General features: G+C 75.3%; 10 protein-coding genes, 1 tRNA gene and 1 pseudogene. 6 read left to right on the forward strand and 6 right to left on the reverse strand.

From position 1 onward, the window contains the following. The first annotated feature begins 95 nt into the window (after positions 1–95). From JOE35_RS08875 to JOE35_RS08885, 3 genes are all read left to right on the forward strand, one after another. A tRNA-Val gene (locus JOE35_RS08875) sits at positions 96–171 on the forward strand. Between the two features lie 199 nt (positions 172–370). Then, positions 371–1,882 (forward strand): CCA tRNA nucleotidyltransferase, encoded by a 1,512-nt coding sequence (locus JOE35_RS08880; RefSeq protein WP_209560789.1) that lies wholly within the window; start codon positions 371–373, stop codon positions 1,880–1,882. A gap of 57 nt (positions 1,883–1,939) precedes the next feature. After that, positions 1,940–2,971, forward strand: a complete 1,032-nt coding sequence (locus tag JOE35_RS08885) for an alcohol dehydrogenase catalytic domain-containing protein (protein WP_209560790.1) — start codon at positions 1,940–1,942, stop codon at positions 2,969–2,971. 36 nt (positions 2,972–3,007) lie between these two features. On the opposite strand, the gene JOE35_RS08890 is transcribed toward JOE35_RS08885, so the two are convergent. The 6 genes and pseudogenes from JOE35_RS08890 to JOE35_RS08915 form a co-directional block, all read right to left on the reverse strand. Then, complete coding sequence (locus JOE35_RS08890; RefSeq protein WP_209560791.1) at positions 3,008–4,213, reverse strand: low temperature requirement protein A; 1,206 nt, start codon at positions 4,211–4,213, stop codon at positions 3,008–3,010. A 105-nt stretch (positions 4,214–4,318) separates the two neighbouring features. Further along, a pseudogene (locus tag JOE35_RS08895) lies at positions 4,319–5,032 on the reverse strand (manganese catalase family protein); the annotation flags it as partial. An 86-nt stretch (positions 5,033–5,118) separates the two neighbouring features. Then, on the reverse strand, positions 5,119–5,967 hold the full coding sequence (locus JOE35_RS08900; protein WP_307803006.1) for a galactosyltransferase-related protein: 849 nt from the start codon (positions 5,965–5,967) through the stop codon (positions 5,119–5,121). Then, positions 5,964–7,031: a glycosyltransferase gene (locus tag JOE35_RS08905; protein WP_209560792.1), complete on the reverse strand. Its 1,068-nt coding sequence runs from the start codon at positions 7,029–7,031 to the stop codon at positions 5,964–5,966. The genes JOE35_RS08900 and JOE35_RS08905 overlap by 4 nt, the downstream gene beginning before the upstream one ends. Next, complete coding sequence (locus JOE35_RS08910) at positions 7,028–8,248, reverse strand: glycosyltransferase (protein ID WP_307803007.1); 1,221 nt, start codon at positions 8,246–8,248, stop codon at positions 7,028–7,030. The genes JOE35_RS08905 and JOE35_RS08910 overlap by 4 nt, the downstream gene beginning before the upstream one ends. Then, on the reverse strand, positions 8,245–9,447 hold the full coding sequence (locus tag JOE35_RS08915; RefSeq protein WP_209560793.1) for a glycosyltransferase: 1,203 nt from the start codon (positions 9,445–9,447) through the stop codon (positions 8,245–8,247). The genes JOE35_RS08910 and JOE35_RS08915 overlap by 4 nt, the downstream gene beginning before the upstream one ends. 254 nt (positions 9,448–9,701) lie before the next feature. Between JOE35_RS08915 and JOE35_RS08920 the strand changes: the two genes are divergently transcribed. The 3 genes from JOE35_RS08920 to JOE35_RS08930 are packed head-to-tail and all read left to right on the forward strand — an operon-like array spanning position 9,702 to position 13,104. Then, a complete protein-coding gene (locus tag JOE35_RS08920) occupies positions 9,702–10,634 on the forward strand; it encodes a WcbI family polysaccharide biosynthesis putative acetyltransferase (RefSeq protein WP_209560794.1) in 933 nt (310 codons plus the stop codon). Beyond that, positions 10,631–11,716 carry a hypothetical protein gene (locus JOE35_RS08925; RefSeq protein WP_209560795.1) on the forward strand — a complete coding sequence of 362 codons (1,086 nt, stop codon included), beginning with the start codon at positions 10,631–10,633 and terminating at the stop codon, positions 11,714–11,716. Before JOE35_RS08920 ends, JOE35_RS08925 begins: the two co-directional genes overlap by 4 nt. Then, the gene (locus JOE35_RS08930) at positions 11,713–13,104 is read left to right on the forward strand and encodes a glycosyltransferase family 2 protein (RefSeq protein ID WP_209560796.1); all 1,392 of its coding nucleotides are present in this window, start codon (positions 11,713–11,715) and stop codon (positions 13,102–13,104) included. Before JOE35_RS08925 ends, JOE35_RS08930 begins: the two co-directional genes overlap by 4 nt. Positions 13,105–13,267 lie beyond the last annotated feature (163 nt).

Consider the following 13,267-nt stretch of genomic DNA (forward strand, 5'->3'; position numbering starts at 1 on the left):
TCGTCGCCTCCTCGACACCTCACCGGAGGTGCTGCCAGCCCCCTCGAATGGCGTCGGGGCCAGAAGATCCACTAGTATCGACGAGTCCCGATCAGGGGCGATTGGCGCAGTTGGTAGCGCGCTTCCTTCACACGGAAGAGGTCATCGGTTCGAGTCCGGTATCGCCCACCACGTTCTCCCCGCAGTCGACGAAGCCCCGGCCCCGCCGGGGCTTTCCTCATGCCGCAAGCCTCCCGACGGCCCGTTCGACCTGCTCGTCGAGGGCTGAGCCGAGGGGGCTGGCGCCACCGTCGCCATCGACGAGACGTCGCCCCCGTCAGGGCACACTGCAACTCCGCAGCCACCGCCTGACGCTGCACACGAGGGAGACATGACCACCGACTCGGACGAGCAGACCTCACGGCCCGCGGCCGCGACCCGTTCCGCGGACGGCGTCCTCACCGGTGCCGTGCTCTGCCCGGTGTGCCATCAGCACCGTGGCCGTGGGGTCTCGCACCGCTGCGCAGCACCCGGCCTCGTCGTCCTGCCTGCCCCGGCTCACCGCATCCTCGACGCGCTCCGCGCTGCCGGCGGCCGCCCGCTCGTCGTCGGCGGCGCCGTCCGCGACGCTCTCCGCGACGCTCTGAGCGGAGGGGCCTCCAGCGCGACCCCGAAGGACGTCGACATCGAGGTCCTCGACGTGGACGAGCTCGAGCAGCTCCGCCCGCACCTGGCCCGCGTCGCCCGGGTCGACGACGTCGGAGCCTCCTTCGGCATCCTCGTCGCGACCGTCGGCGGAGTCGACTTCGACATCTCCGTCGCTCGCGAGAGGTCGACCGCGGGGGGAGAGACCGCCGCGTCCAGCCGTCGCGACTTCACCGCCAACGCCCTCGGCTGGGACTACGCCACCGGCGAGCTCGTCGACCCCTGGGGCGGAGCTGCCGACGTCGCGGCGAGCGTCCTCCGCCGCGTGGGCCCGTCCTTCTCCGACGATCCCCTCCGGCCCCTCCGCGCCGTGCAGTTCGTCGCCCGCTTCGGGTGGCGCATCGACGAGGAGACGCTCGAGGCCTGCCGCGACCTCGCCCCGTCCTACGGCACCGTTCCGCGCAGCCGTGTCTGGGGCGAGTGGAAGAAGCTCGCCACCCGCGGGATCCACATCTCCCGGGCCGTGCAGGCCCTCGAGGACATGGGGTGGCTGTCGCACTTCCCTGCCCTCGCTGCGGCGCGAGGCGTCCCGCAGGACCCCGTCTGGCACCCGGAAGGCGACGTCCTCACCCACCTCGGCCTCTCGGCCGACGCCGCCGCGGCCTCCGCCGAGAGCAGCGGCCTGCCCGCTGACGCCCGCCTCCTCGCCGTCCTCGGGGCACTCGTCCACGACGTCGGCAAGCCGTACGTCACCGCCGTGACCGACGACGGCCGCATCACGAGCTACGGCCACGACACGGTCGGCGACCCCGTCGCGCAGGACTTCCTCACCGGGATCGGCTCACCGCACGTCCTCCGAGACCGCATCGGCGGGCTCGTCGCCGAGCACATGTGCCACGTCAGCACAGTGGGCTCGCCGACGAAGGCAGCGGTCAGGCGCCTCGTCAGGCGCCTGGACCGGCGGTCCGGCGTGACCATCCTCGACTGGGCCAGGGTCGTCGACGCCGACGTCGCCGGACGCGGCCCTGCCGGGAGCCCGCCGGTCTCGGGACCGTGGGTCGCCCTGGCGACCGAGCTCGGCCCTTCGCCCCGGAAGAGCCTCCTCACCGGACGTCACCTCATGAGCCTCGGCTACCGGCCGGGCCCGCAGCTCGGCGTGATCATCGCGGCTGCCGTCGAGGCGCAGGACGACGGGCTCTTCGACGACGAGGAAGGCGCCGTCGCGTGGTTCGTCGAGCAGGAGGTGCCACGGGCCTGAGAGGCAGCTGTCGCGCGCGCGACCGCCATCGTCGCCCGACGGTGCCAGGATCGGGGGATGCGCGCCGTCCAGTACGACCACTTCGGGTCCGTCCCGACCATCGTCGAGCTCCCCGAGCCTGCAGCGCCGGCGGACGGCGTGGTCGTCGGGGTCGCCGCGACAGGGGTCTGCCGCAGCGACTGGCACGCCTGGAAGGGGCACGACGACTCGGTGCGGCTGCCGCACGTCCCCGGGCACGAGTTCGCCGGCGTGGTCACGGCCGTGGGCCCCGACGTCAGGCGGGTCTCGGTCGGAGACCGTGTCACCGCCCCCTTCGTCTTCGCGTGCGGCACGTGCGACGAGTGCCGGGCGGGGGCGACCCAGGTGTGCACCCGCCAGGAGCAGCCTGGCTTCACCCGGCTCGGCTCCTGGGCCGAGTCCGTGGTCGTCCCGCACGCCGACGTCAACGTGGTCGCCCTGCCGGACGCCGTCGGGTTCGAGGCCGCCGCCGCGCTCGGCTGCCGCTTCGGGACGGCGTACCACGCACTCCACGACCGGGCCAGGGTGAGCCAGGGCGAGCACGTGGCCGTCTTCGGCTGCGGCGGCGTCGGCCTCTCGGCGATCGCGGTGGCCGTCGCCGCAGGCGCGCGCGTCGTCGCCGTCGACATCTCGCCCGCGGCGCTCGAACGGGCAGCTGCCCTCGGCGCCGACGTCGTCCCGATGGACGAGCAGGCCGTCGAGGCGGTCCGGGTCCTCACCGGAGGCGGTGCGCACGTCGCGCTCGACGCCTACGGCAGCCGTGCCACGTCCGCCGCCTCGGTGCGGTCCCTCAGGCCGCGGGGCAGGCACGTCCAGGTGGGGCTCCTCCTCGACGACGAGGCCGCACCGGTAATCCCGATGGGGAGGGTCATCGCCGACGAGCTCGAGCTGCTGGGCAGCCACGGCATCTCGGTCGGCGAGTACGCCGCGATGATCGCCGACGTCGTCGCCGGCCGCCTGCGACCCGACGAGTCGATCGGCCGGACGATCGGCTTCGACGACCTCCCCGGCGCACTGGCCGACATGGACCGCCCGGCGACCACCGCCGGCATGACGGTGGCCGTGTTCTGAGGACTCGACCGGGCGACCGGCCGCCGACCCGCCTCCTCAGTGGGGCTCGGCCGACGTCGGACGAGCACTCCGATCTGCGGCCACCGCGGCGACGACGAGCGCCGAGCAGACGGCCGCGACGCCGACGAGGGAGCCGCCGACCCCGAACGGCAGCGCGAGGAACGGCGTCGCGAGCACCACGGCGGCTGCAGGCAGCATGAGGCGCCCGCTCGTCCGTCGACCGTCTCGGAGCGGCGCGTGCACAGCCCAGACGACGACGAGCACGAGCGTCACGGGCACGGCGACGGCTGCGCCGACCACCACGTCGGAGGCGCGGAGATGGCCCCCGACAGCAGCGACCGACACCTCGAGCCCGGCCCCCAGGGCCCCGAGGGCGGCGAAGACGACGTAGTGGGCGTAGCCCCAGCGGTACGAGAGATCCCGACGGCTCTCGAGCAGCTCGCCGGCCGGCTGCAGCCACCAGATCCACCAGAGCGCGAAGACGACCACGAGTGCGCAGCCGGCCACGAGGACCAGCTCGAGGCTGACGCCTCCCTCGGCCAGCGCCTCCTGGACGCCGTTCACCGCGGCCAGGACGCTCTCGCCCAGCAGGATGATCGCGAAGAGCCCGTACCGCTCGGCGATGTGGTGCGGGTGCCAGCCGGGACCGCCGGCACGGGCCGCCCACAGCGGGACCGCGAGCTCGAGCCCCGCGAGGACGACGAAGCTGGCCACCCCCAGGTGGTCGGGCAGCAGGAGGCGGAGGACCCAGCCGACCTGGACCAGCGTCACCCCGACGGCGTTCCGCAGCGCCGTCCGCCGGTGCTCCGGCCCGGCCGCGGCCACGCGCAGCCACTGCGCGACCTGCGCGCCTCTCATCACCGCGTACCCGATCGTGACGGCCGTGTAGTCGCCCGCGCCGAACGCGGCGGGCACACCGGCGGCCAGGACGAGCACGCCCGCCATCTGCGCCAGGGTCAGCAGCCGGTACGAGACGTCGTCGGTGTCGTAGCCAGAGGCGAACCAGGTGAAGTTCATCCACGCCCACCAGATGGCGAAGAAGACCATCCCGTAGGGCAGCACGGCCTCGGCGAGGTGCCCCGCCTCCGCGCCGTGCACGAGCTCGCGGGCGACCTGGGCGATCGCGACGACGAAGGTGAGGTCGACGAGCAGCTCGAGCGGGCTGGACACCCGTCCCGACTCGTCGGAGGAGCGGGGGCGCATGCGCACGTGGGGGAGACCGGAGGTCGTCACGGCGGTCATCCTGGCACCGACACGGCCCGGCCCGCACGGCGGCCAGCCGCAGCGACGACGGAGAGCCCCGGGCTTCCCCGGGGCTCTCCGGCGTGCGAGCTACCTGCCCGTCGGCTACTTGCCCGTCGGCCCGTAGAAGCTCTCGATGTCGGCCAGCTCCATCTCGGCGGTCTGCTGGATGAGCGACAGCAGGTCCTAGTCGAGGCCGGGGGAGAACTCCTCCAGGCGCTCGGGCGAGATCGTCGACGGTGCGCCCTTCGGCGCCTGCCCGGTCGACGACAGCTCCGTGCCGTCGCCCGACGGGGAGGTGCCCTGGAAGATCTTGCCTGCCTCCGACTTGCCGTCGAGGTCGAACGTGTACTGCTTGCTCTGCAGCCCGAGGTCGACGAGCTCCTTCACCTCGGGGAACTGCTCGGCGTTGGTCTTCGGGATCGGCAGCAGCTTGCCCCAGTCGACGCCCAGCGTCTCGAGTGCCTTGGCGTAGGCGTTCTCGTGCGCCTGGTCGCGCACGATCAGGTACGCGACGGTCTTGCGGGCCACGGGGTTGTCCGTCATCTCGTAGATGCGGCTCTTCTGCAGCCGGCCCGTCGACTCGAGCATCAGGTTGTACAGCAGGTCGAGCGGCAGGTTGCCCGAGTTGTAGACGTAGCTGCCGCTCCACGGGTTGCCCACCGAGTCGACCGGCAACGCGCCCTGGGCGCCCACGAGGTAGTGGTGGATGTTGCCCGTGTCGAGCGCGATGGCCAGGGGCGTCGCGCCTCCTGCACCCGGGGTGTCGAGCGGGTCGGTGAGCTTGCCGGTGTAGTCGGGGCTGCCGTCGAGCAGCCGGCCACGGCAGTGGTAAAGACGGGGGACCAGGAGGCGGGGACGAGGAGGCGGAGGACGAGGAGGCGGAGGACGCGCGCGACTACCGCTCAGGCCGGCACGCGCTCCCAGCCGCCGTCCTCGGCGACGCGCACCGCGCCTCCGTCGCGGAAGGCCTCGAGCCAGCCGCCCATCGGCCACTCTCCCCAGCGCTCGGCGAAGCGCCGGCCGTTGCGGAGGATGTCGTCGAGGTGCTGCCAGGGCGGCGACGTCGTGGGGTGCCACTGGTGGTACGCGTGCGCCCCGCCGACCCAGACGAGCGGCAGGCCGAGCGACCGGGCCGTGAAGGCGAAGTCGGTGTCCTCGCCGCCGTAGCCCTCGTAGCCGGGCTCGAAGCCGCCGGTCCGCACCCAGGTGTCGGCCGTCAGGGCGAACGAGAGCGACCAGAACAGCGGGTACTGGTCGTGCCCGGCGACGACCGTCTCGCCGGCGACGGGCGACGGGCGCGCCGCGTGCGGACGGGTGGCCGCCGCGAGCGAGTCGTCGTCGAGGCCGACGTGCCCCTCAGGCAGGTAGGTGACCGGGCCGCAGAGCAACGAGCCGGAGTGCGCCGCCGCGGCCGCCTCGTACCGGGCGACGAGGTCGGGGCCGGGGACGCAGTCCGCGTCGAGGAACACCACGAGCGACGCGCCGAGGGCGATCGCCCGCTCGGAACCCGCGTTGCGACCGGCCGCGAGGCGCAGGCCGTGCGGTCCCGGCGGCACGTGCAGCACGTGCGCGTCCGCCAGCTCGGGGAGGTCGGGCGCCGGCGCCTCGTCGAGCCAGACGACGACGTGGGGCACCGACGGCCGGAGGCGCGCGAGGGCCTCGCGCTGCGGCAGGAGGTGGTCGAGACGGGCGGCCGAGCAGAGGGTCACCGCGACCGTCGAGCCGATCGGCCCCGACTGCTGCCCGGTCACCGGGCGACCTCGGCGATCACGGCCGCGGCGCGGGCGGCAGCGCCGTCGACCTGCCAGGGCGACCAGTCGGGACCGAGCGCGCGTGCCCGGTCGAGCAGGTCGGGCCAGTCGTCGGGGGCAGGCCACGCGTCGGGCGCGGTCGAGCCGGGCTCGGGCACGACGGCCAGCCCTCGGGCGGCGAGGAGGCGCGCGGTCGTCCGCTGCTCGTCGAACGGACGGTCCTGGGGCACGACGACGGCGCGGGCGCCGGCCGCCGCGAGGTCGGCGACGCTGTTCTGGCCCGCGGCGGAGACGACGACCTCCGCGCCGCGGAGGAGCGGCCACGGGTCGTCCACCCAGCTGTCGGCGGAGGCGCCGAGCACGGTCCACCGCCAGGCGGGCGTGGCAGCCGAGGCCGCGGCGACGCGCTGCGCGAGGCCCTCACGGCCCTCGGCGCCGCCGCCTGCCAGGACGAGGACGGTGCCGGACGACGGGGACGCGGGGCCGTCTGCACGGCCGTCGTGCCGGGAGATCCCGCCGACGAGCCGGACCCTGTCCCGCACGCGCTCGAGTGCTGGCGAGACGTGCAGCCCCTCCGCCCAGGGCGCGAGGAGGCGATCGGCCGCGTCCCAGCCGAGGGCGTGCGCGGCGTCCGACCGGTCGCCGGGCTGCACCACGACGACGGGCGGCACGCCGAGCAGGCGGACGAGCAAGGTCACCTCGACGGAGACGTCGACGACGAAGGCCCGAGGACGGGCGTGCGCGATCCAGGCAGCGACCGCCGCGAGCCGACCGGCGTGGCCGTCGTGGTGCAGCGGGGCCCAGTGCAGCAGCCCGCGCACGGTCGGGTCTGCGCCCGACTCGGGATCGCCGGGGGCCCTGGTGGTGCCGTCGGGCGCGACGACGTCGTGGTCGTCCCGGGGGAGCTGCAGCCAGGTCGTCCCCTCGGGCAGGACGGCCGGGGCGGCCAGGGAGCTGAAGACGACGACGTCCGCCTCGAGGTGCGGCCGCACGGCCAGCAGCCGCGTGAGGTGCCCGGCGCCGTGGTGGTGCACGTACCAGCCGACGAGGGGCCGCGGGGTCACGACCCTGCTCCCGGGACGAGCACGCGGACGGTGGCCCGGCCGCCCCCGGGACGGTACGCGGCGACCAGGGCCTCGTGCACCTCCTCGACGACCTCGGCCCGCCGGTGCAGCGAGAAGCGGTCGAGGGCGTCGGCCCGCACCCTGCTGCGGAAGCCCGGCGTCGTCGACGCCGCCTCCGCGAGGCCGGCGGCGAGGTGGGCGAGCCCGGCCACGTCGCCCCTCGGCACGAGGCCGGCGCCGATGCTCGAGCCGACGACCTCCGGGACGCCGCCGGTCGAGAACGACGCCACGGGCGTGCCGGTCGACAGGGCCTCGGCGATGACGAGCCCGAACGGCTCCTCCCAGCAGGGGGTGACCAGGGCGCAGGCGGAGCGGCCGACGAGCTCGGCCAGCTCCGGCTGGCGCAGCGGGCCGACGTGCTCGGCGTCCGCGCCCAGCAGGGGCACGACCATCGACTCGTGGTAGTCCACGTCGCCGACCCGTCCGGCGAGCACGATGCGCCGACCGGCGAGGCGCGCGGCCTCGATCGCCAGGTGCGGCCCCTTCTCGGGCACGATCCGCCCGGTCCAGACCAGGTCGTCCCCCCCGGGGCCGAGGGGCCAGAGGTCGGTGTCGACGGCGTTCGGCAGCACGCGCGCCTCGACGCCCTCGGCCCGCCAGACGGCCGCGGTGTGCTCGCTGACCGCGAGGAACGCGCTGCGAGGCTCGACTCCTGCACGGTGGTGCTCGAGCAGGTCGGGCAGCGTGGGGGTGTGCAGGGTCGAGACGACGGGCACGCCGAGCTCGCCGGCGCGGGAGAGGACGTGGCCGCTCAGGGAGTGGTTCTCGACGACGTCGATCTCGTCGGCGTGGTCGCGGATCCAGTCCAGGGCGCGGTGAAAGGCAGGCAACGCCACCTCGAGGTAGCCGTCGGGGTAGCTCGAGTCGGTGGCGTCGGCCGGGTCGTCCCAGTGCACGGCGGGGAGGGCGAACTCCGGCGGCCCGCCGAGCAGGTGGTCGCTGCCCTCGACGGCGCAGAGCAGCACCTGGTGCCCGCGGGAGCGGAGGACGCGCACCTGGTGCCAGACGCTCGACTCCAGGCCGCCGGCGTGCGGCTCGGCGATCGGGTAGCGCAGGGGGGCCACGACGACGATGCGGCGTGGACGCTCGGCGGTGCGGACGCGCTCGACGGTCGTGGCCGACGAGGAGGTGGTGCCCGAGTCGTGCAGGGCCGTCACGAGACGAGCTCCGCGGGTCGTGCCGAGCCGGCTGTGGCCTGCGCGATAGGCGCCGGACGGGCAGCGGCCGTGCCGACTGCGCGCTCGTACACGGCGAGGTGCGCCCGCGCGATCTCGTCGCGCTGCGCACGTCGCCGCTCCCGGCGCTCCGCCACGAGGGCCTCGCGGCCCTCCGACCCCGGCCGGGCGGGCTCGTCGGAGCGCGCCCGCAGGAGGGCGGCCACCGCGGCCGCCAGCTGGTCGGCGTCGCCGGCGTCGAAGGACGCGGTGTCCACGGCGTCGGGGTGCTGGTCGGCGACGTGGCCGACCCGCGGCGCCGCGACGGGCACGCCCAGGTCCCAGCTCAGCTCGACCCAGCCGGAGTGGGTGCCGTGCGAGTAGGGCAGCAGCACCACGTCGAGGTCGGCCAGCGCCTCGGCGAGCTCGTCGTCGCCCAGCCGCGGGTGCAGCACCAGGGAGACGTCGAGGTGGTCGGGCGCGTCGGCCACGAGGGCCCGCACCTCGGCGAGCGCCGAGGCGTCGCGCACGCGCTCGTTGACGTCGACGCGCACAGTGACTGGCTCACCGGCCTCGGCCAGCAGCCCTGCGGCGGCGATCAGGGTCGCGACGGAGCCCGGGCCGTCGACGTTGGGGCGCAGGTCGCGCAGGCTGACGCCGACGACGACCTCGTCGCGCGCCGTGCCGGTCGGGGCGACCGCGTCGAGGGGCAGGAGGTGCGGGTGCGGCACGACGACCGGCCGACGTCCGAAGGTGCGCTCGACCTCGGCAGCGGCGCCCTTTGTGAGCGTGATCAGCTCGTCGGACTCGGCGACGAGCAGCCCGAGGTGGGCCAGGTGCGGCGCCTGGTCGACGAGCTGGGGGTTGACCAGGTCGTGCACCGTGTGGACGAGAGGGATCCGCGCGGCACGGGCGGCGTCGACGACGCGGCGGAGGTGGTCGAGGCCGTACGACTCGGTGCCGAAGTGCACGTGCAGCACGTCGACCTCGTCGGCGTGCTCGGCGATCCAGCCGGCGTCGAGCACGACGGGCGGCCACCAGCGGGCGGGCTCCGCGGGGTCGGGCAGAGGGTCGGCGAGCCGCAGCACGGCACGGGTCACGGCGGACCCGTCGACCGGCTGGAGGTGCTGCACGTAGGGGTGCCCGGCGGGCACGGACGCGACGCGGAGGGCGTCGCGGGCGGGCGGCGGGGTGTCGATCATCGGGCCTCCTCGGCTCAGTCGTTGCGCGACGGTCGGCGAGGACCGTCGGGAGGTGAGCCGGGGCGACTCGGGGACCCTGGGGAGACCGGGGGCCCGGTTCGCGTCGAGGGAGGAGGCCGATGGGAGCGGCCTCTGTGCACCATAGCCCGCGACGGCCCCCCGTGCCCGCTCGCGGATCCTGGCCCTCGCGGCCCCGCATCCAGCACGATGGAGTCGTGACGTCCGCAGCTCACGGGACGTCACGGAGAGGCACCATGACCCCGCACACCCAGGCCGTCGACGGCCGCACCCGGCACTACGGGCATTTCTACGGTCTCGGCGAGCATGAGGGCGACGGCCCCGTGGCCGTCGTGATCGGCAACTGCCAGGCCGAGTCGCTCCGCGTCGCTCTCGACGGGGGCGGTCTCCGCACCGTCCGGACACCTGCTGTTCACGAGCTCGTCACCGCCGACCTGCCGCACCTGGAGCGCTGGCTGGCCCGCGCCTCCCTGCTCGTCTCGCAGCCGGTGCGCGACGACTACCACGACCTCCCGCTCGGCACTCGGCAGCTGACTGCCCGGCTCGGGCCGACGGCGCGCGTCGTCGCCGTGCCCGTCATCCGGTTCGCCGGCCTGTACCCGACGTCGGCGATCGTCCGGCCTCCGCACGACCCGTCGCTGGTGCCGCCGCTGGTCGACTACCACGACCTGGTCGTGCTGGCGGAGGCCGCTGCTCGCCGCGACGGCACGACGCCCCGCGTCCCCCGGCTCGACGCGGAGGCGGTCCGGTCGGTCGCGGCGCTCTCGCTGCACGAGCTGCGGAAGCGCGAGGAGGCGCACGACGCGGTGGTCGTGTCCGACCTGTTCGAGCACCCGTCGTTCGCGCAGATGCGGACGCTCAACCACCCGGGCAACCCCGTGTGGACGGCGCTCGCGTCACGGGTCCGTGAACGCCTGGGGCTGGCCGAGCACGTGGTCGACCCGGGACGTCAGCTGCTCGACAGCGTCCACGCACCCCGCCTGGAGGCGGTCGTCGTCGCCTACGGGCTCGACGAGGAACCCACCGACCACTGGGTCGTCGAGGGCACCCGCGTTCCCCGCGAGGAGGTCAGGGAGGCGCACCTCCGGTGGTACGAGCGCGAGCCGCAGGTCGTCGACGCCGGCCTCGCCCGCCATGCCGACTCGCTGGCGCTGCTGGGCCTGGCGTGAGCACCCTCGACCGCACGGCGCAGGCTCCGTCCGTGCCGGCCCTCGTCGTCACCGACGACCCGCAGCACGGCGTCAGCGGCCTCGCCCGCCACGTCTCCGAGGCCGTGACCCGCCGGACGGGCCGCGACCACTCGGTCTCGCCGGCCGACCTGGCCGGGCCGACGCCGCCCGCCGCCGCGCACCTGCACTTCACCGACCGGCTCTGGGCGACGTCTCCCGAGGCCGCCGCCGACCGCCTCGTCGACCTGGCTGGCCGCGTCGCGCTCACGGTCACCCTGCACGACCTGCCCCAGCCCTCGGACGGCGAGCGCAACCTCGTCCGGCGCGGCGACTGCTACCGGCGCGTGGTCGAGGCGGCGGCGGGCACCGTCGTCAACAGCGAGCACGAGGGGCGGCTGCTCGCCGAGCACACGACGACCACGGTGCGCCCGGCCGTCGTTCCCCTGCCCGTCGACCTCGCGCCGCCTCTCGCCGAACGACCAGCGCCCGACGGCACCGCGGCCGTCATCGGCTTCGTCTACCCGGGCAAGGGCCACGCGGAGCTCGTCGACGCCGTCGCCCGGCTGCGGGCCGGCGGCGACGACGCGGCAGGGGCGCTGCGCGTCACCGCGCTCGGCCGTGCCAGCGCGGGGCACGAGGCCGAGACCGACCAGCTCGTGGCGGAGGCCGCCTCCCTCGGGGTCGTCCTCGACGTGACCGGGTACCTCGACGACGCCGTGCTCCTCGACCGCTGCCGCCGCGCCTCCGTGCCGGTCGCCGTGCACCGGCACGTCTCGGCGTCGGGCTCGATCGCGACCTGGATCGGCGCCGGGCGACGCCCGATCGTGCCGGACACCCGGTACTCCCGCGAGATGGCCGCCCTCAGGCCCGGCACCCTCACGCTGATCGACGACGACCCCGACTCCCTGGCCCAGGCGCTCGTGCGGGCCGTCGCCGACCCCGACTCGACCTGGCTGTCGCCGGACGCCGTCACGGCGCCGGGCATCGACGACGTCGCGGCGGCGTACCTGGCGTGGTGGGCCGATGGCGACCAGCTCGGCCGTGGACACGCCGACCCCGAGCGCACGGCGGCGACGTCGTGACCGACGACCCGAGAGACGAGGAGGCGCGGGCGCAGTCCCCGAGACGGCCTCGGGGAGTCCCCGGCAACCGCTGGGACCTGCTCGACGGCCTCGTCCCCGACCCGCTGCCGACCGTCTCGGTGGTCGTGGCGCACTACCGCCAGCAGGCCGAGCTCGACCGCACCCTCGCCGCCCTCGCGCGGCAGGACCACCCGGCCGAGCTGCTCGAGGTCGTCGTGGTCGACGACGGCTCGCCCGAGGCGCCCCGGGTGCCCGACGGCGTGCGGCTGGTCGTCCAGGCCGACGAGGGCTTCCGGCTCTCCGCGGCCCGCAACCTCGGGGTGCGCTCGTCGACGGGCGAGGTCATCTGCTTCCTCGACGCCGACACGGCGCCCGAGCCCGGCTGGGTCACCGCCATGTCGAGGCTGCCCGGCCTCGCACCCGAGGCGGTCGTCGTCGGCACGCGGCGCCACGCCGACTTCGCCGGAGTCCCCGTCGACGCACCCGTCGAGCAGGAGGGGCCCCGGCACGAGCTTCCCGCACCGCGCTGGCTCGACGACGCCTACCGCGGCAGCCGCGACCTGCTCGACGCCGACGACCGCTCGTACCGGCACGTCATCGGCGCCGTGCTGTCGTGCTCCCGCTCGTTCATCGAGACCATCGGCGGCTTCGACGAGGGCTTCACCACCTACGGCGGCGAGGACTGGGAGTGGGCCTGGCGGGCCTGGCGTGGGGGCGCGCTGCTCGCCCACGAGCCCGCCGCCGTGGCCTGGCACGACGGCCCGGACTGGGCCGGCCGGGACTCGGTCGACCGCCAGCGCCAGAAGAACGGCGAGACTCTCGTGCTCAGCGGGCTCGTCCCGGTCGAGGGCTCGCGGCCCCGGGGCCTCCGCGGGACGACCGCCGACGTGCTGGTCCGGCTCGCCGCGGCGCCCTCGGCGGGCACGGCGTGGCTCTGCGTCGACACGGTCCTGGCCGCGCTGCCGGCCTGCGTCGTCGCGGTGCCCGACGAGCACCTCCCCCTCTTCGCCGCCGACCCCCGGGTCGTCGGGGCCTCGGACGAGGCCGCCGCGCGGGCGGCCCGCACCGCACGGGTGACCGTCGACCTGCCGGCGCCGGTGCGCGTCCGGGACGCGGCCCCCCTGCTCGAGGCGGTCGCCTCGGTCGGGGTCGGCACCCTCGGCACGGTCGAGGTGGTGACGGCGGGCGTGGCGGGCGACGAGCCGGACGGCGCACCCGGCGCAGGAGGCGGCGCTCCCGTCCTGCGCATCCGCTCGAGCCGGGCCGAGGCCCGCGCCCTGCTGCACGGCACCGAGGAACTCTTCGAGACCCGCAGTGGCCGAGCCCGGTGGTGCGAGCGGATCGAGGGCGAGCCCTCCCTCGCCGCCTACCTGGGCGGCTGGGGCTGAGAGCAACCGTCACCTCGTGAAAGCGACAAGACGACGCGGCATTCTCCGTCGTCTTGTCGCCTTCGCGGAGGTTCCCGGCGGTCAAGGTCGGCGGTGCGCGCGCCATCGAGCGTTCACCCGCGCTCCACCCGGCGCCCCCCGGCGCGACGCCGGGCCTCCCTAC

The sequence above is a fragment of the Frigoribacterium sp. PvP032 genome (assembly GCF_017833035.1).
Lineage (GTDB): Bacteria > Actinomycetota > Actinomycetes > Actinomycetales > Microbacteriaceae > Frigoribacterium.

Coding starts and splice junctions, on each gene's coding strand:
- JOE35_RS08920 (WP_209560794.1), top strand. CDS start 9,702: ATGACCCCGCACACCCAGGCCGTCGACGGCCGCACCCGGCACTACGGG.
- JOE35_RS08885 (WP_209560790.1), top strand. CDS start 1,940: ATGCGCGCCGTCCAGTACGACCACTTCGGGTCCGTCCCGACCATCGTC.
- JOE35_RS08880 (WP_209560789.1), top strand. CDS start 371: ATGACCACCGACTCGGACGAGCAGACCTCACGGCCCGCGGCCGCGACC.
- JOE35_RS08915 (WP_209560793.1), bottom strand. CDS start 9,447: ATGATCGACACCCCGCCGCCCGCCCGCGACGCCCTCCGCGTCGCGTCC.
- JOE35_RS08890 (WP_209560791.1), bottom strand. CDS start 4,213: ATGACCGCCGTGACGACCTCCGGTCTCCCCCACGTGCGCATGCGCCCC.